This window comes from Sphingobacterium corticibacterium, assembly GCF_004208525.1.
Lineage (GTDB): Bacteria > Bacteroidota > Bacteroidia > Sphingobacteriales > Sphingobacteriaceae > Sphingobacterium > Sphingobacterium corticibacterium.
Window position 1 is genome coordinate 1,464,937 of record NZ_SGIT01000001.1, and the last position, 17,174, is coordinate 1,482,110.

At 42.0% G+C, this 17,174-nt stretch carries 16 protein-coding genes; 10 read left to right on the forward strand and 6 right to left on the reverse strand.

The genetic code is table 11. The features are described from left to right. Window positions 1-89 precede the first annotated feature (89 nt). Window positions 90-1,826, forward strand: a complete 1,737-nt coding sequence (locus EWE74_RS06100) for a thiamine pyrophosphate-dependent enzyme (protein ID WP_130140599.1) — start codon at window positions 90-92, stop codon at window positions 1,824-1,826. A gap of 16 nt (window positions 1,827-1,842) precedes the next feature. Here the strand turns inward: EWE74_RS06100 and EWE74_RS06105 are convergent, their stop codons facing one another. From EWE74_RS06105 to EWE74_RS06120, 4 genes are all read right to left on the reverse strand, one after another. After that, complete coding sequence (locus EWE74_RS06105) at window positions 1,843-2,973, reverse strand: aldo/keto reductase (RefSeq protein WP_206365152.1); 1,131 nt, start codon at window positions 2,971-2,973, stop codon at window positions 1,843-1,845. Between the two features lie 101 nt (window positions 2,974-3,074). Continuing rightward, window positions 3,075-4,139: an acyl-CoA dehydrogenase family protein gene (locus tag EWE74_RS06110; RefSeq protein WP_130140600.1), complete on the reverse strand. Its 1,065-nt coding sequence runs from the start codon at window positions 4,137-4,139 to the stop codon at window positions 3,075-3,077. Window positions 4,140-4,143: 4 nt separating this feature from the next. Further along, window positions 4,144-4,755: a nicotinamide riboside transporter PnuC gene (pnuC, locus tag EWE74_RS06115; RefSeq protein ID WP_130140601.1), complete on the reverse strand. Its 612-nt coding sequence runs from the start codon at window positions 4,753-4,755 to the stop codon at window positions 4,144-4,146. A 135-nt stretch (window positions 4,756-4,890) separates the two neighbouring features. Further along, window positions 4,891-6,384, reverse strand: coding sequence for a malate:quinone oxidoreductase (locus tag EWE74_RS06120; RefSeq protein ID WP_130140602.1), 1,494 nt, complete (start codon window positions 6,382-6,384; stop codon window positions 4,891-4,893). Between the two features lie 231 nt (window positions 6,385-6,615). On the opposite strand from EWE74_RS06120, the gene fabG reads away from it, so the two are divergent. The 8 genes from fabG to EWE74_RS06160 all read left to right on the forward strand — a co-directional run bounded on the left by fabG (window position 6,616) and on the right by EWE74_RS06160 (window position 14,638). After that, window positions 6,616-7,359 carry a 3-oxoacyl-[acyl-carrier-protein] reductase gene (gene fabG / locus EWE74_RS06125; RefSeq protein WP_130140603.1) on the forward strand — a complete coding sequence of 248 codons (744 nt, stop codon included), beginning with the start codon at window positions 6,616-6,618 and terminating at the stop codon, window positions 7,357-7,359. Between the two features lie 144 nt (window positions 7,360-7,503). Then, window positions 7,504-8,631 carry a COG1470 family protein gene (locus EWE74_RS06130; protein ID WP_130140604.1) on the forward strand — a complete coding sequence of 376 codons (1,128 nt, stop codon included), beginning with the start codon at window positions 7,504-7,506 and terminating at the stop codon, window positions 8,629-8,631. Further along, window positions 8,618-9,589, forward strand: coding sequence for an ABC transporter ATP-binding protein (locus EWE74_RS06135; protein WP_239018568.1), 972 nt, complete (start codon window positions 8,618-8,620; stop codon window positions 9,587-9,589). The genes EWE74_RS06130 and EWE74_RS06135 overlap by 14 nt, the downstream gene beginning before the upstream one ends. Next, window positions 9,576-10,544, forward strand: a complete 969-nt coding sequence (locus EWE74_RS06140; protein ID WP_130140605.1) for an ABC transporter permease — start codon at window positions 9,576-9,578, stop codon at window positions 10,542-10,544. Before EWE74_RS06135 ends, EWE74_RS06140 begins: the two co-directional genes overlap by 14 nt. Before the next feature lie 156 nt (window positions 10,545-10,700). Continuing rightward, a complete protein-coding gene (locus tag EWE74_RS06145) occupies window positions 10,701-11,702 on the forward strand; it encodes a helix-turn-helix domain-containing protein (protein ID WP_130140606.1) in 1,002 nt (333 codons plus the stop codon). A gap of 517 nt (window positions 11,703-12,219) precedes the next feature. Further along, on the forward strand, window positions 12,220-12,837 hold the full coding sequence (locus EWE74_RS06150; RefSeq protein WP_130140607.1) for a fibronectin type III domain-containing protein: 618 nt from the start codon (window positions 12,220-12,222) through the stop codon (window positions 12,835-12,837). A 107-nt stretch (window positions 12,838-12,944) separates the two neighbouring features. After that, window positions 12,945-13,625: a hypothetical protein gene (locus EWE74_RS06155; protein ID WP_130140608.1), complete on the forward strand. Its 681-nt coding sequence runs from the start codon at window positions 12,945-12,947 to the stop codon at window positions 13,623-13,625. 38 nt (window positions 13,626-13,663) lie between these two features. Then, entirely contained in the window at window positions 13,664-14,638 is a 975-nt protein-coding gene (locus EWE74_RS06160; protein ID WP_130140609.1) for a LuxE/PaaK family acyltransferase, read from the forward strand. 6 nt (window positions 14,639-14,644) lie between these two features. On the opposite strand, the gene ypfJ is transcribed toward EWE74_RS06160, so the two are convergent. Both ypfJ and EWE74_RS06170 read right to left on the reverse strand, forming a co-directional pair. Continuing rightward, window positions 14,645-15,502 (reverse strand): KPN_02809 family neutral zinc metallopeptidase, encoded by an 858-nt coding sequence (gene ypfJ / locus EWE74_RS06165; protein ID WP_130140610.1) that lies wholly within the window; start codon window positions 15,500-15,502, stop codon window positions 14,645-14,647. Window positions 15,503-15,571: 69 nt separating this feature from the next. After that, window positions 15,572-16,420 carry a WG repeat-containing protein gene (locus EWE74_RS06170; RefSeq protein WP_130140611.1) on the reverse strand — a complete coding sequence of 283 codons (849 nt, stop codon included), beginning with the start codon at window positions 16,418-16,420 and terminating at the stop codon, window positions 15,572-15,574. 172 nt (window positions 16,421-16,592) lie between these two features. Here EWE74_RS06170 and EWE74_RS06175 point away from each other — a divergent pair, with 172 nt between their 5' ends. Then, window positions 16,593-17,171: a PhnA domain-containing protein gene (locus EWE74_RS06175; RefSeq protein WP_130140612.1), complete on the forward strand. Its 579-nt coding sequence runs from the start codon at window positions 16,593-16,595 to the stop codon at window positions 17,169-17,171. Window positions 17,172-17,174: the final 3 nt, after the last annotated feature.

Sequence of the window (17,174 nt, forward strand, 5' to 3'; positions counted from 1 at the left end):
TAGGGAACAAAAAATTACAACGACACTTTTTAGAAAAAAACCATTTGCTGCAAATCGTGTTTTATAGTCAACCCTTTTACAGAAATACTATGGCAAAACTTATAGCAGACCAACTCGTAGAAACAATCGCGCAGGCGGGCATTAAACGTATTTATGCCGTTGCCGGCGATAGCCTAAATGAAGTAAATGACGCCGTCCGCCGATCTAGTGATATCGAATGGATACACGTAAGGCATGAAGAGACCGGTGCATTTGCCGCTGCTGCAGAAGCGGAGCTCAATGGAATTGCCTGTTGTGCAGGAAGCAGCGGTCCCGGACATGTACATCTTATTAACGGGCTGTATGAGGCACAACGAAACAATGTGCCTGTATTAGCGATCGCTTCAACCTGTGCAACGGAAGAATTTGGCACAGGCTATTTTCAAGAAACCAACACGATAAAGCTTTTTGCCGATTGCAGTGGCTATAACGAGATCGCCACCACGCCGAAACAACTTCCCCGTATGTTGCAGGCGGCCTTACAATATGCCCATACCAATGGAGAAGTAGCCGTTTTGGGACTTCCAGGGGATCTCACGAAGGAAAAAGCCGAAGAAAGTAGCACCTCTCCCTATTTACTTAAACAACAGCCTATTTTCCGACCTTCGGACAGTGAGCTTCGCGAACTTGCCGAACGCTTAAATAAAGCGTCTAAAATCACTATTTTTTGTGGATTTGGTGCAACAGAAGCACATCAAGAAATCATCACCTTGGCAGGCCTACTAAAATCACCGGTGGCATATTCCTTTCGAGGCAAGATGGGCATACAGTATGACAATCCGTTTGAGGTAGGCATGACCGGCTTACTTGGGTTACCTTCCGCTTTTTATGCCATGCATCATTCCGAGCTGTTGTTGCTATTGGGAACAGATTTTCCTTATAAGGAATTTATGCCAGATGATCTCGAAATTATACAAGTGGACAAACGCGCAGAGCGTCTCGGACGGAAGGCTAAGGTATCATTAGGTTTAGCCGGAAACATAAAAGACACGTTGGAAGCACTACTCCCTTTAGTTAAAGAAAAAAAGGATGATGCATTCCTACAAAAACAATTGGAGAAATATAAAGATGTTAAAAAATCGCTTCGAACCTACGTAGAAGATACAGGAAAGCACCATGCCATATCGCCTGAGTTTTTGACGGACACCATTAATCGGTTAGCAGATGACGACGCTATTTTCACCGTAGATACCGGAATGTGTTGTGTGTGGGGAGCGCGATACTTACACGCAACCGGGAAACGGGTATTATTAGGGTCGTTTACACACGGATCGATGGCTAATGCCTTGCCACATGCGATAGGAGCTGCTTTAGCCAGACCCGCTCAACAGGTTATTGCACTTTGTGGTGACGGTGGGCTATCCATGATGATGGGCGATCTGGCTACCGTCGTGCAATATAAACTGCCAATAAAAATTATCGTATTCGATAACCGATCATTAGGCATGGTAAGATTGGAAATGCAAGTAGAGGGATTGCCCGATGGCGAAACCAATATGTACAACCCTGATTTCGCTAAAATAGGTGATGCCATGGGGATGCATAGCTTTACTATAGATTCACCCGATGACGTGGAAAGAACACTACAGCATGCATTCACTATTAACGGGCCTGCTTTGATTCATGTATACACTAACCCCGATTCACTCGCTATGCCTCCAAAAATAGAATTTGAACAGTTGAAAGGAATGGCTTCTTCCATGGGTAAAATGATGCTCCATGGTGATTTTAAAGATGTTGCCAATATCATTAAAAGTAACTATAAACACCTTAAAGATGTCTTTTAGATAGTGCGCCTATTACCTATTTCGGTACAGGCGCATTTTCTTCGATCAATCTTTCCTGTTTCAACTCCTCCCAAAAAGCGGCCGGTATCTTTTCTTCAAAAGATGCCGCATTTTCTTGGGCTTGCTGAACGGTATGTGCGCCTGGAATAACAGCGGAGACAACCTCTGGAGCAGCGGCAAACTGTAATGCTGCTGTACGTAAATCTACCCGATGATTATCTGCTACGCGTTGCAAAGCAGCAAGCTTTTCTTTTACCCCAGCCGGAAAATCACCGCTATATAGGTAACGATCTTTACCGGCCAGAAATCCCGCACAAAGCGGAGCGCCTACTACAATTGAAATATCGCGCTCTGCGGCTTTCGGAAATACTTGGTTTAAATCATCCCGATGATGAATAAGGGAATATTGGCAAGCTGAAAGAAAGATATCGGGATCGGCAACTTCGATTGTTTTCAAAATAGGCTCAATCGTATTGACCCCCAATCCCCATCCTTTAATTAGTCCTTCTTCCCGCATCTTTGTCAATTCCGGCATGGCACCTCGGGCGGCTATTTCGAAATATGTTAACCAATCATCTTTCATATCGCCATTGTCGGGAGACAGATCATGGATAAAGACAATATCCAAAGAGCCGATACCTAAGCGTTGCAAACTAGCTTCCACACTTCTGCGGACACCCGCAGCCGTATAGTCGTATTCATAGGAAAAATTCAATTGCCCTTTCCAGTTCTCTTCCAATTTAAAGTCATCATGCGGATGCAGGATTCGTCCGATTTTGGTAGAAATTACATAGTCTTCTCTTTGTTTGTCCTTCAAGAACAAACCCATTCTGCGTTCGCTTATACCTAATCCATACCACGGCGAGGTGTCGAAATAACGAACGCCAGCATCCCACGCCGCTTCCATGGATTGCAAACACTCCACATCGGGATTGAAATTAAAGCCATTTCCCAATGCTACTCCACCAAATCCTACTTTACTGTTCGGTCTAAATCGTTTATGATATCCTGAATTTTGAACTTGTTCCATTGTCTTATTCTTACTATTAATAACTAAATCTGTCGCAAATACAGGGAGCAGTGCAGAAGCTGCCATTCCGGCTGTTGCCAAACCTGTATGCTTTAAAAATGTCCGTCTTTGCATCATATAGCTATTTCGTCACTATTTATCTTTACCCCACCTATCAATTAAAGAACAAACACGGGAAAAGGTTGTTTTGATAATTTCTATATGCGAAATGTAGAAGACTAAATATTTAATAAAGCGTGTTGCGAAGCCGTGAAAATATGACGAAAAACAATATTCAACTCGTTATCACGCTGTGCGCCGGCAATGCCCGCATAAGGAAACAAATCCACTGTTCCTATTCGAATATCGCGCACAAGCTCCCTACTTAAATTAGCTATTTCAGACAATAGTATTGCATTGGGCTCTATCTTATCCCATGTTTCGTCTATGAGTTCATAAAAACGATCACGTTTCTTTTCAAAGGCACTTCTTACAACATCGATTTTTTTAAATAATGTTTTTCCTTTCTCCGTCGCCCATTCCGGATCGGAAGACTTCACAAGAAGTTGTTTTTCGAACAGGTCAAGAAAGCGTCGAAACATGCCGACATAATTCACGGCTAATGTGCATTCTGCGAAGGTCATAAACGGGTAATAAAAGACAGGTTCATGACTTGTACGGCTATCGGGTCGTAGGTCAAACGCATGTGCTTTTGGAACTGTCAATTCGTTAATAGAGAAACTATGGCTTGCTGTACATTCCAATCCAAATGTATTCCAATCGTAATGTATAAGTACATTGTTCCGATCTACAAAAAAAGAATGATAGATCGGATTTCCGTTTGCATCGAAGACCGGTTCTCCGTTTTCGTATACCCAAGCATTCAAGGTAAAATGCGTTAAATGAGGGGCGCCCGTAGCATATTTCCATGTTCCACTGATCATAAAGCTGTCGCCGACTTTATCGGCTCTTCCGGAAGGCTGACCACTTCCGCCCCAGCAAACTTTAGCTTGCTTAAAAACTATTTCTGCTAATGTAGGGTTAATAAATCCCGCGAACATATTAGCACCGGCACAGAGGGTTACCGTCCATCCGAATCCACCATCAACGTATGCCAACTCCTCCAATAATTGGCAGCCTTCTTTCAATGCAGCATTTAATCCTCCATAAACATGAGGGACCCATAAGTTAAACCAATTTTGCTGATATATCAATTCCAGCAATTCAGTCGTCAACGCCTTTCTTTCGATGCTGGCGAGCACGTTATCTCTAATAATGTATCGGATATCGGTTTGAAGCATCATGCTATTAAAATTGAGTAGACATTATTTTCTTCCATTTGATATAGCCGGATATAGCGACGATAAACAGGAATATGGTTAAACAGGCAAAAAGATATAATTCCTTGTGGAACAACAACGGGATGGCTACAAAGTTACTTATGTTCAATAGTATCCAGTTTTCGATTTTACGTTTAGCGAGCAGCCACATTCCTGCCCACGCGGTACTGGAAACAAACGCATCCATTATGGGCACATCAGAATCGGTAAAGTATGTCAAAAATGCAAACAATAGAAAATAGCCCCCGACAACAATACCAACGACGATCGACCAATCTTGCTTACTACACCGAGTAATATAGATCTGCTGTTGACTTTGGTTTCGAAATTTCCAATACCATAAACCATAGATACTCATGACCAGATAATATGCGTGCAGTAAGATCTCTGCGTAGAGCTTCGCATTATATAACACGGAAATGGTCAAGCAAATGCCGATGATACCAAAGAAATAATTGGATATTTTGTTTTTACGGGATAGCAACACCTGCACAATGCCAAAAAGCACCGCAAGCCGCTCTAACCAAGAAGTTTGAAGAAACCCGTTTTGTATTTGTTCAATAAATTCAGATATATGCATATTCTATCCTTCCTACGCCAGCATTACCTGGATCAGGTTCCTCCCGATAAATAACGGGATCGGGTATATTCTCAGCCTTGTAAGTCAAGTGATTCATGAATCACTTGAAAGCACCCCATAAATTATGTTTTCAGCTTACGCTAATTGCAAAGCTTCTTTTGAACGACGTCTAACCTCTTCGCACAAAGCCATGTCATTGTTCAAACTTTTACCCCATGACGGTATAAGTTCACGAAGCTTTTTGCGATATTCGTCCGATTTAGCTCTTTCCGGGAAACAACGTTTCAACAGATTGATCATAATAGGCACAGATGTGGAAGCTCCCGGGGATGCCCCCAGTAAAGCGGCTATAGAACCATCAGCACTGGATACGACCTCTGTGCCAAATTCTAAGATACCTCCGTGTTTCGGGTCTTTTTTGATGACCTGTACGCGTTGTCCGGCAACTTCTACTTTCCAATCATCCAATTTTGCCGTTGGCATAAATTGCTTTAAGGAATCCAACTTATCTGACGGGCTTTTCATGACCTCGGTGATCAGATATTTTGTCAAATCCAGATTATGTAGACCCGCAGAAATCATCGGTTTAATATTCGATAATTTAATAGAAGCCGGCAGATCAAAATACGAACCTTTCTTTAAAAACTTCGTAGAAAAACCTGCATATGGTCCAAATAACAAAGCCTGTTCACCATCAATATACCGTGTATCTAAGTGCGGAACAGACATTGGAGGCGCGCCTACCGAAGCCTTCCCGTATACTTTAGCATGATGTTTTTCAATAATTTCCTTGTTGGTACAACGCAACCATTGTCCGCCAACTGGGAATCCACCATATCCTTTTGCTTCCGGAATACCAGATTTCTCCAGCAGAAGCAGTGAACGACCTCCAGCACCAATAAACACAAATCTTGCTTTTATTTTACGCTTCTCGCCCGTATTCAAGTCCTTGGTTTCCACTTCCCAACGTCCATCGTCTTCACGTTCGATATCACGTACTTCCTGATTGAGGGAAAGGTTAATATTATCTTTTGTTTGCAGATGGCGAACCAAATCACGCGTCAACGCACCGAAGTTCACGTCCGTCCCTATCTCCATACGTGTAGCAGCCATCACCTCATCATCGGCGCGATTTTCCATCATCAAGGGAATCCAATCTCGCAATATAGCTTTATCTTCGGTATACACCATTCCCTTGAATAAGCTCTCTTTTTCCATCGCCTGATAACGCGTGTTCAGAAACTGGACATCCTTTTCGCCGAACACGGCACTCATGTGGGGTACTTGGCGGATGAATTCAGTAGGATTTTTTAAGATACCCTTTTCGACTAAATAGGCCCAAAATTGTTTAGAGATCTCAAATTGCTCCGCGATATTAATCGCCTTATCTATTTTAACACTGCCATCGGGTTGTTCTGGCGTATAATTTAACTCACATAAAGCGGAATGTCCTGTACCGGCGTTATTCCAGGCATCTGAACTTTCGGCCGCAACAACGTCTAACCGCTCGATGATTTCGATATTGATATCAGGACTTAACTCATTGATTAAGGTTCCCAATGTAGCGCTCATAATACCTGCACCGATCAATACGACATCGACTTCAGATTTTTTAGCTTTTTTACCCATAGTTTCAAAATTGCGTACAAAATTAACATTCAAATTGGTTATAATCGAATGAAAATGTCAAAATTCTTTCATTATTGTTATTATTTTGTTAAGAAGGTTATCGACGATATGTAGACAGATTATATTGCATATAAAAATGAAATTATTTAGGTTTGTTCGATATTGAACAGAAAGAGTTCACGGATACACTTACATCGAGCACTCATCAGTCATTAAAAAGAAAATAAACAAATGAAATTATTAGAAGGCAAAACAGCTCTAGTTACGGGAGCATCAAAAGGCATCGGCAGAAAAATCGCTGAAGTTTTTGCGCAACAGGGAGCAAACGTTGCGTTTACTTATTTATCTTCTGTAGAAAAGGGAGAAGCGCTAGAAAAAGAATTACAGGCTTTTGGTGCACGGGTAAAGGGTTTCCGCTCCGACGCTTCAAAATTTGACCAAGCAGAAAAATTAATCGAAGATATTGTCGCTGAATTTGGAACAATCGACGTCGTTGTCAACAACGCAGGTATTACAAAAGACGGCCTGTTAATGCGTATGACGGAAGAAAACTGGGATGATGTCATCAACATCAATTTAAAATCCATTTTCAATGTGACCAAAGCCGCTTCGAAAATTATGATGAAAAACCGTAAAGGTTCGTTTATCAACATGAGTTCGGTGGTCGGTGTGCAGGGAAATGCCGGACAAGCAAACTATGCAGCCTCTAAGGCGGGCATTATCGGTTTCTCGAAATCTGTCGCAAAAGAACTGGGATCCCGGAATATTCGTACCAATGTAATTGCGCCCGGATTTATCCGTACGGAGATGACAGATGTACTTGATCCAAAAGTCGTTGCAGGCTGGGAGGCAAATATTCCGTTAAAACGTGCCGGAGAGGCAGAAGATGTGGCGAATGCTTGCTTATTTTTAGCGTCTGATTTATCGACTTACATCAATGGGCAGGTTCTACCTGTTGATGGCGGAATGCTTTAATAAGTGCTCACCGGAGACAATCTATTCCGGATTACGCGTTATAAGAATTGTAAAAAAATGTTAAAGCCCTTGACAATAATGTCGAGGGCTTTTTATTTTAGTACCATAATTATCAAAACCAACTCTTTTTAAAATTTTTATTTTATGCTAAAAAGTCGAATAATCTATTTATTGGGCATGATTTTGGCATCGAACATTGCCTTAGCCCAAAACTTGCAACTGTACACGACCTATCCGAAGATTTCGGTATCTCCTGGAGAAGTCGTCGATTACCATGTAGAACTGATCAACAACAGTTCCACTACCCGAAATGGAAGAATCAGTCTACAACACCTCCCTAAAGGTTGGGATTATGAAATGAAGTCGGGGAACTATAATGCCGCGGAAATATCCGTATTACCCAAAGAGCGAAAATCACTTAACCTCAAGATCATCGTGCCTTCTAAAATAGAGAAAGGGCAGTACCGATTTCAGCTAGTTGCGCAAGGTGAATCATCCTTACCGCTGACCGTCGACGTTACTACAGATGGAAAATCATCATCCGAATTCAACAGTCCACAGACCAATATGGAAGGTTCCGCAAAATCAACTTTTACCTTCAATGCATCCCTCTTAAATCGTTCTTCAGATGCCCAGGTATATAGCTTGGGAGCGAATCTACAACCGGGATGGGGCGCAACTTTTAAAGTGGACGGAAAACAAGTATCATCTGTTAATATAGACGGAAATCAACGAAAAGATATCTTAATCGAAATCCTTCCGCCCGAAAGTGTGAAAAAGGGGAAATACACGATACCACTATTTGCCCAAAGTCCGCTCAATCAATCCGATTTGTCGCTAGAAGTCGTTATCACGGGATCCTATGGGATACAGCTCACAACGCCGGAGGGATTATTAAGTACAACAGCCACGGCCAATCGCGACAAATCGATTCAGTTTCTCGTTAAAAATACCGGCAGTTCTGATTTGAGTCAAATCAATCTCAATGCCTCTTCTCCTTCGCAATGGGAAGCACATTTTGAACCCAGCCGGATCACCAGCCTCAAAGCCGGTGAGAGCCAAACCGTTACCGCCATTATTAAGCCTGCTAAAAGGGCGATTGCAGGCGACTACCAACTTACATTAGATGCAAAAAACAACGAAACGAGCGATAGTATTAAATTTCGTGTGACCGTAGAAACCTCTTTGTTATGGGGATGGGTAGGAATTTTAATCATCGCCATCGCCATTGCGCTCGTTTATTTTTTGATCCGCAAATATGGAAGGAGATAAAATGGATAACCCTATTATTTGTGTACGGCAATTGACGAAAAAGTATGGGGACTTCACGGCAGTAGATCATCTGGATCTCGAAATAGCCACCGGTGAGATTTTTGGTTTACTGGGACCAAACGGCGCCGGAAAATCGACAACGATCCTGATGCTACTCGGTTTAAGTGAACCGACCTCAGGCGAAATTGAGGTTTGTGGCACCGACCCTGTCCGGTCGCCCCTCGCTGTCAAGCGCTTAGTGGGGTACCTGCCCGACAACATTGGTTTTTATGAAGGCTGGACTGCACTTGAAAATTTAATATTGACAGCACAATTGAATGGAATCTCTTACACGGACGCTAAACAACGTGCCCTTTCTTTATTAGAAAAAGTAGGTCTGCAAGATGTCGTCGAGAAAAAAGTAGGTAAATTTTCCAGAGGGATGCGGCAACGGCTCGGCTTAGCAGATAGTTTGATCAAAGAGCCCAAAGTGTTGATTTTGGATGAACCGACATTAGGATTGGATCCGATGGGCGTCAAAGATTTCACATCGTTGATCGTACGTCTGAGCCGGGAGGAGAAACTGACCGTCTTATTATCCAGCCATCAGCTCTATCAAGTGCAACAAATCTGTGATCGAGTTGGCTTGTTTATAAAAGGCAAGTTAGTTGCCGACGGCCCCATTCAAGATTTAGCATTACGCTTATTTCAAGACAAAACCCGTCATATCCAACTTAAAGTACATCAAACAGACATACAGCGAACCCGTGATATTTTAGAAAATATGCAGGCTGTTAAAGCGATCAAACAAAAAGACGATATGTTCCAGATCAATGCCGACGACATGATTGTCCACCAACTAGCCAAGATGTTAGTTGAACAGGACATTACCATTGCGCAGCTGCAACAACGCACCTACGGTATAGAGGATATTTACGCACATTATTTCGAAGGAGGGTCTACATATGAGGATAAGTAACAATAACAAGCTGTATGCTTTGTCAATTTTAGTGAGAAAAGAAATTGCCGATCATATTCGAAGCTGGAAATTTATCGTTCTTTTGGCGATTATTCTTTTGACCTGTGTCGCCTCTTTATACACCTCTTTGCAGGCCTTGAAAAACACCGCGCCAACGCCGAACGATTCCGATGCAGCATTTTTCTTCCTCAAGATTTTTACCACCTCCGATGGCACCATGCCTTCATTTCATCTGTTTGTGGGGTTCTTAGGACCGTTACTCGGTATCTGTTTGGGGTTTGACGCCGTTAATTCCGAATTTAACGGACGCACACTAGGCCGTATCCTGTCGCAACCTATCCATCGGGATTACTTTCTCAACGCCAAGTTTATAGGTGCCTTAACGGTGATAGGTAGCTTATTTGCGTCTCTGATTCTCCTGACGATCGGTACGGCAACATTATTGGTAGGTTTCCCTCCAAGCCTCATCGAGTGCAACAGGCTCTTCTTATTCACCTTATTAACGGTCGTGTATATTGCTTTTTGGCTGAATTTATCTATGCTGTTTTCGGTTCGTTTCAGGCACACCGCTACATCTGCATTAGTCGCCATAGCGATCTGGATGTTCTTCACGGTATTCTATCCGATTATTATCAATATCGTAGCAAAAGCTGTACAACCGAACCCATATGCTTCGGAAGCAGAGATTATGCAATATCAACATTTTATGTTGACACTCATGCGCTTTGCGCCGAGCCAGCTCTATAGCGATGGCACCAATATGTTGCTCATGCCATCCATCAGAAGTCTTGGTCCTTTGCATATGGAGCAATTGCAGGGAGCCATTCCATCGCCTTTGCCTGTCTGGGAAAGTATCAAAGTGGCCTGGTCGCAGATGGTAGCATTAATTGCCTGTACGATTGTTTGCTTCGCTGCTTCTTATTATTTTTTCATGCGTAAGGAAATACGTTGTTAAGGGGGGGAATGGATTCCCCCCTTTGCTATAAAAAGTTTACAATTTCATTTAACTATTCTAAAAATAAAATATATTCTCTATATTAGGAAATAATAGACTTACTTAACAACTATAAGCAACAAACACAAAACTAACAATTGAAAAACGTCTACGTGGATGATCGATTCTTCAGCAAGAAAAAACGTCGAAACTAAAAAATACAATGGTTACCTCACTTTCTTACCTTCTCCGGATACGATATCGCAAGAAGAATCATCTCTTACCGTACACATAGATCAAGCTTCGCAAAACGATTACCGAAAATACCACAATCGGGACTTTTGCTGGTTCGAATTTAAACATGCCCCGACCGAACGACCCTATCAATTTAAAATCGAAACAAAAGACAACTATCTGTGGATACTCATTCAGCTTTTAGGTGGCGGAAAAGTGGAGATAACACCTGCCCTTTATGTAAAAGACGGCATGGTTTATTGCTACCATTTATATGATAAAGAGAAAAATTTTTCGTTAGATTCCGGCAAGAGTTGGCTTTTCATGCTTGGCATTGCTGAAAGCCATTGGCCCAATCTAGCTGCCGAGTATCCATTACTGCAAGATATAGGCAAGCTCGGAACGGATGGAATGGGACATAAACAATTAGTCGGTCAGACCGCTATTCAAGCAAAGTTAATGGCCGCCTTGGATTCGTTAAGCCGCTTTGAATTCCGTCCGTTCAGTCTTTCTTTTCGCTTGGCCGCTTGGAACCTCCGATTATTCAACCTCGTTTTTCAGGAGCTCAAGTCGCCCGCTACGGAAAAAGAAGATCATAATATTACCTTGTACCATAAAGCGACTCGGTATATACAAGAAAATTTTCGGGAAGAAAGCCTCAACACCGCGGTGGTAGCAGATGCCATGCATGTCAGCGTGCGGAAACTAACCCGTAGTTTTGAAAAAAGACCGTTTACCGTTACGGGCTATATACAAGAATTGCGGCTTATGCTCGCGCGCGACATCTTGAGAGACTCGCAGGATACCATCGCGAGCATCGCATTCGGCTGTCACTTTTCTTCCGACAAGCATTTTAGTCGCCTATTCAAAAAGCGATTTGGCCAAGGACCAAATGAATACCGTCTCGCGATGCAGGGAAACGTATCCTTTAAATATAAGCGGTAATCTATCGTTATGCGTCGTTGCGCAATCAACATGCGTTATGCCTTAAACAGCATGCTCTAATTTTAAAACAGCATGCTTTATACCTTAAATAGTATGCTTCAATTTTAAAACAGTATGCTTTATACCTTAAATAGCATGCTCTAATTTCAAAACAGTATGCGTTATGCCTTAAATAGCATGCTCTAATTTTAAAACAGTATGCTTTATACCTTAAATAGCATGCACTAATTTTAAAACAGTATTTGTTATGCCTTAAACAGCATGCTCTAATTTCAAAACAGTATGCTTTATCTCTTAAAAAACATGCTTTATAGTCGTAAATACTCGCCCCAAAAAAAACAGCTTTCAAACGGTTCAAACTGATATTCTTAGGTTTTTTTACTCAGGTGACTAAAACGGCAAAAGATAATGCCCTTGTGCGCAAAAGTTGGCCGTCACAGACCCCAAGTTTGCTGAGCACCTGTTCTATATTTGACGCTGTAAACAATAATTTTTTAACCCTTTAATTTTTATCATTATGGCAAAGCCTACTTTATCTTCAAAAATTGGAACAGCGACAAAGCTGTTGACGTACGCAGAAAACGTACTGCAGAAATCCAAAGACAATGCGGATCTTTTCACAGATGCTGCAGAAACTATCCTCGAACTGGAAGCCGCGATCGAGATCTACAGAAATGGTCTAACCGAGTCTACTTACCGCGATATGCGACAAGTCGTCCTCAAAAACCAACAGGCAGAGGTGCTGAAACAGATCCTGTACCGCTATTCGCTCTACGTGGAAACAGTCGCCAACGGTGATCCGAACCTTATTTTGGCTTCGGGATTTATGCCAAGCAAAAGCACAACTCAGCCAATTGGTATGTCACCAAAAGCAAACGACTTGAGGGCAGAAGTCAAGCATCCAGGAACCCATTCCGTGAATGTTCGAGTCAATGCTTGGAAACCGGCAAAGCTTTATCAGTTTGAGTTCCGTCAAGCCGGCAGCATGGATGGATGGACACCGATTTTGAGCACCAAATCCAGAACTGTGATCCGGGGCTTGGAACACGGTCAGGAGTACGAGTTTCGTGTGACCTATGTCAGTACGGACCCGACACCAAACTACAGCGAGATCGTGCGCTGTTATGCTAGTTAATCTAGCCTACTTCAGGTATTCCGGTTCACGCCGGAATACCTTATTTAAAGGTTAGCATATTCCTATTTCGATTTTATTTACGTATTTTTAAAACTCAAACAACCGACATGAAGACCATCTATATACATCATCCTCTACGTGACATCACCTACAAATCCAAGAACGAACGTTATTTCATGGATTCGGAGCGGCAGGCACTACTGGATTACCGCACGGCACACGACGACACCTGGCGGATGAAACTACGCTTCGAAAAGGCAAAAGGAGATGTACTTCTGACACAAAACCTACTGCATGATATCGATTATGAACGGGAGGAGCTGCAAGAGATGTTGGCATATTACACTACACAGATTGATCTCACGGATGTCGACATCGCCCATACCATAGAAATCCGGTTTCAAGTAGAACTGCGAGACTTTTATCTCCAGGTACGTAAACTGCACCAGCGCATCATCAAATTCTACGATCATGTAGCTGCACTGGAATCCGAATACAACGAACTGATTGACACTTACTTTAGATCGAGTAAACCTATCGACCCTCTCAATTTTAGCATATTAGACGATATTTTTAAATTCCATGAAGACCGGGAAACGAATATAAAATCCTTAGATAAAGATTTACAGGAATTTCTCCAAACGCTTAACGCGGTATATGCTATCTTGGACGAATACATACAACTATACAATGAATTTTCCCAGCATTATAGCGCAAGCCTGCAAAAAATAGAACACTTGATGAAAGCTATGCAAAAGCTGAATAGTATTTGGGGTGATGAGGGATAAGTTATAAGTGATACGTATATTTGCGTAACGATATAGGCATGCAAGAACGTATTTTTTCGATTGATAACGAGGCGACATTTAACGAGGTTTGTTTAGCGGTATACCATTATCAAAAGGTTAATTGTCCCGTTTACGGCAAATACATTGATTTATTAGGCAAAACGGAAACAGCTATTGACCATTACACACAAATTCCTTTTTTACCGATAGATTTTTTTAAAACGCAACAGGTACTTGCTGAAAGACATCAAGCTGAGATTACGTTTACCAGTTCGGGTACGACCGGTATGGTTACAAGTCAGCACCATGTAGCAGAGATCTCTTGGTATGAAAAGAGCTTTCGTACGTGTTTCCAACAGTTTTACGGCAATATAGAAGATATGGCAGTACTAGCGCTTCTTCCCTCCTATTTGGAACGCTCCGGATCTTCACTCATCTATATGGTTGACGATCTCATCGCCCGAAGCCAACAGCCATCGTCGGGTTATTTTTTATACAACCACGAAGACCTATTTAACGCGCTTCATGAACTGCAACGGAAAGGTATAAAAACACTTTTAATCGGCGTAACCTATGCACTTCTGGATTTCTGCGAACAATATCAAATTGATTTTCCAGATCTTATGGTGATGGAAACGGGCGGCATGAAAGGGAAGCGAAAAGAGATGATTCGGGAAGAGTTGCACCAAATCCTTGCAACGGGCTTCGGGGTAGAAAAGATACATTCGGAATACGGCATGACCGAGCTACTTTCTCAAGGCTATTCCTTTGGAAACGGGATTTTCCAAACACCATCCTGGATGAAAGTTTTGATGCGCGATACCAATGACCCGCTAAGCCTTGTTGAAAACGGTAAAACAGGTGCTATCAATGTGATTGACCTCGCCAATTATTATTCTTGTGCGTTCATTGCTACCCAAGACCTCGGGAAATTACATACCGACGGTTCCTTTGAAATCCTGGGCCGTTTTGACAATAGCGATATCCGAGGGTGTAATTTGTTGGTACAGTAACTAAAATCACTGCAAATTCGGATCATTAAACGTATTCCCTGCTTTCATATCTCCGGTGTCGTAACCTTTTTTAAACCATTGCACACGCTGTTCAGAGGAGCCATGGGTAAACGATTCGGGATTAACATGACCATGTGCTTGCTCCTGCAAGTGGTCGTCTCCTACTGCCGCCGCCGCACGCATACCATCTACAATATCGTCATACGTCAGTTCGATATTCGAATGGTTTTTGACGTGATGCGCCCAAACACCAGCATAAAAATCGGCTTGCAATTCTGTCATGACCGACACCTTATTGTATTCGCGCTCACTCATTTTTGCACGCATAGCGTTGGTCTGTTCTAATACCCCCAGTATATTTTGTATATGATGTCCTACTTCATGTGCTATAACGTAGGCTAACGCAAATTCTCCCTTTGCACCATATTTTTTTGACAGCTCTTCATTAAAGCTTAAATCGAGATAAATCTTTTGGTCTCCCGGACAGTAAAATGGTCCAAAGGCCGATTGTCCAACACCACATCCTGCGGTCTCGACGGCACCATTATATACCGTTAGTTTGGTGACGGGGTAATCCAATCCATTGGCTATAAAAATACTTTTCCAAACATCTTCCGTACTGCCTAAAACGACATCCGCAAAATCCAGTAGCCTATCTTCTTCGGGCGTAGACTGGTATTCTCCCTGCTCAGTGGGGGCAGTTTGCTGCATCTGATTCAACAACTGCTCTGGGTCACCCCCTAATAAAAAACCAATAATCAGTACGATGACGCCACCAATTCCGCCGAGTGTCAGCTTCTGCCCACCACTCATGCCTCTTTTATCTTCGATATTACCGCTTCTACGGCCGCCTTGCCATTTCATAATTTTTTATCTTCTTTTTTCGAGAACAGAAGCAAAAACCTCGCCGCTTCGGATGTCTTTTTAAAATATTTATTTTACCCGCTTCCCGGCTTTATTGAGAAACCAAGTCCTGGTATCTGATCCGTATACATTTACTATTCCCTCGTTAAATACAGGAAGCCCTGAACTTGTAAAGCTAGAACCGGGATCATATTGATATGGGATAACGGTCTTTCCAGATTTATCAATAAATCCCAATTTTTGATCAGGATATCGCTCGCCGTATTCCTCCTCATACCCTACTGTCATTACGGTAGCGGCCAAACCTTCGGAAAAATAACCAGCAGCATCGAATTTATAAGGAATAACAAGGTTACCAGCTCGATCGAGATATCCCCATTTGCCATTATGTTCTACCGAGGCTAAGTCCTCAGAGAAATGGGTAGTATATTTGTATTTGCAGGGTATAACAAGCTTCCCCTGTTCATCAATAAAACCATATAAATCCATACCGTCACCTCCAGTTCCCAATCCTACTCTCCGCCTGCCATCTCGGAATTTATCATCGGTATATGAATAAGTCGGTGATACGATAATCTTCCCCTGCTGGTTAATAAAACCATATTTATCGTTTACTTTTACATACAGTAATAAGTTTCCGACGTATGGATTATATGCTTCAATCATATCATAAATAACGGGTAATATCACCTGTCCCATACTATTGACGATTCCGTATTTGTCGTTTATCATGACTTCATGTAGCCCAGATCCCTCTATAAAATCTGACACTTGATTAAATTTCGGTTTAACAACCACGTTGCCCGATTTGTCTTTTACGCCATATTTTTCAGTATGGTCATCATAGAAAAACTCTTGGGCTGTTCCCTCAAATAATCCTAGTAGGGCTATTGCGCTTAAAATAATCTTAATTTTCATAATAATTGTGTTTTATTAAACAAATTCGTTGTCTGGTATTTGATCTTGATAAAACTACCAAAAAAAAAATTCATAAAAATACCCTATAGTGGGTATTTCTGTCCGCTGAATCTTATCTACTAAACAAAAGCTTCCTTATTTTTTCGTATTTTTGCAGCTCAACCCGATTATCATGTCTTTAGAACAACAGCTAATAGCGAGAAGTAACAATACGTGCGAATTATGTAATAGCACAGCAACATTAACGATATATAGCGTACCGCCAACCGAACAGCAAACAGCAGATAACGTTATCTATATTTGTAATACTTGTTTAGATCAAATTGAGAAGAGAGAGCAATTGGACGCAGAACATTGGAAAGTACTTTCTGAAACGATGTGGTCCGAATACCCAGCTGTACAAGTAGTAGCGTGGCGCATGCTGAGTAGGTTACGACATGAAGGTTGGGCGTCCGATAATCTGGACATTTTGTACCTCGATGATGAAAATCTGGAATGGGCAAAAAAAACGGGCGACCACGAACAAGAAGGAACCGTACAGTTTCATGTAGATAGTAACGGTACCCGCCTCTACGAGGGAGATACCGTTGTACTTGTTAAAACACTGGACGTGAAAGGATCTTCTCTTTCGGCGAAGTTGGGAACTGTCGTTAAAAACATTCGTTTAGTACCTGACAACCCCGAGCAAATCGAAGGTAAAATAGAAGGGCAAACGATTGTTATCTTAACCAAATACCTCCGTAAAGGATAACAA

Excerpts from the sequence above, each read along its gene's own strand:
- EWE74_RS06155 (WP_130140608.1), top strand. The coding sequence starts at position 12,945 with ATGAAGACCATCTATATACATCATCCTCTACGTGACATCACCTACAAA.
- EWE74_RS06140 (WP_130140605.1), top strand. The coding sequence starts at position 9,576 with ATGAGGATAAGTAACAATAACAAGCTGTATGCTTTGTCAATTTTAGTG.
- EWE74_RS06130 (WP_130140604.1), top strand. The coding sequence starts at position 7,504 with ATGCTAAAAAGTCGAATAATCTATTTATTGGGCATGATTTTGGCATCG.
- ypfJ (WP_130140610.1), bottom strand. The coding sequence starts at position 15,502 with ATGAAATGGCAAGGCGGCCGTAGAAGCGGTAATATCGAAGATAAAAGA.
- EWE74_RS06135 (WP_239018568.1), top strand. The coding sequence starts at position 8,618 with ATGGAAGGAGATAAAATGGATAACCCTATTATTTGTGTACGGCAATTG.
- EWE74_RS06145 (WP_130140606.1), top strand. The coding sequence starts at position 10,701 with ATGATCGATTCTTCAGCAAGAAAAAACGTCGAAACTAAAAAATACAAT.
- EWE74_RS06120 (WP_130140602.1), bottom strand. The coding sequence starts at position 6,384 with ATGGGTAAAAAAGCTAAAAAATCTGAAGTCGATGTCGTATTGATCGGT.
- EWE74_RS06175 (WP_130140612.1), top strand. The coding sequence starts at position 16,593 with ATGTCTTTAGAACAACAGCTAATAGCGAGAAGTAACAATACGTGCGAA.
- pnuC (WP_130140601.1), bottom strand. The coding sequence starts at position 4,755 with ATGCATATATCTGAATTTATTGAACAAATACAAAACGGGTTTCTTCAA.
- EWE74_RS06110 (WP_130140600.1), bottom strand. The coding sequence starts at position 4,139 with ATGATGCTTCAAACCGATATCCGATACATTATTAGAGATAACGTGCTC.
- EWE74_RS06150 (WP_130140607.1), top strand. The coding sequence starts at position 12,220 with ATGGCAAAGCCTACTTTATCTTCAAAAATTGGAACAGCGACAAAGCTG.
- EWE74_RS06170 (WP_130140611.1), bottom strand. The coding sequence starts at position 16,420 with ATGAAAATTAAGATTATTTTAAGCGCAATAGCCCTACTAGGATTATTT.
- EWE74_RS06160 (WP_130140609.1), top strand. The coding sequence starts at position 13,664 with ATGCAAGAACGTATTTTTTCGATTGATAACGAGGCGACATTTAACGAG.
- fabG (WP_130140603.1), top strand. The coding sequence starts at position 6,616 with ATGAAATTATTAGAAGGCAAAACAGCTCTAGTTACGGGAGCATCAAAA.
- EWE74_RS06105 (WP_206365152.1), bottom strand. The coding sequence starts at position 2,973 with ATGATGCAAAGACGGACATTTTTAAAGCATACAGGTTTGGCAACAGCC.
- EWE74_RS06100 (WP_130140599.1), top strand. The coding sequence starts at position 90 with ATGGCAAAACTTATAGCAGACCAACTCGTAGAAACAATCGCGCAGGCG.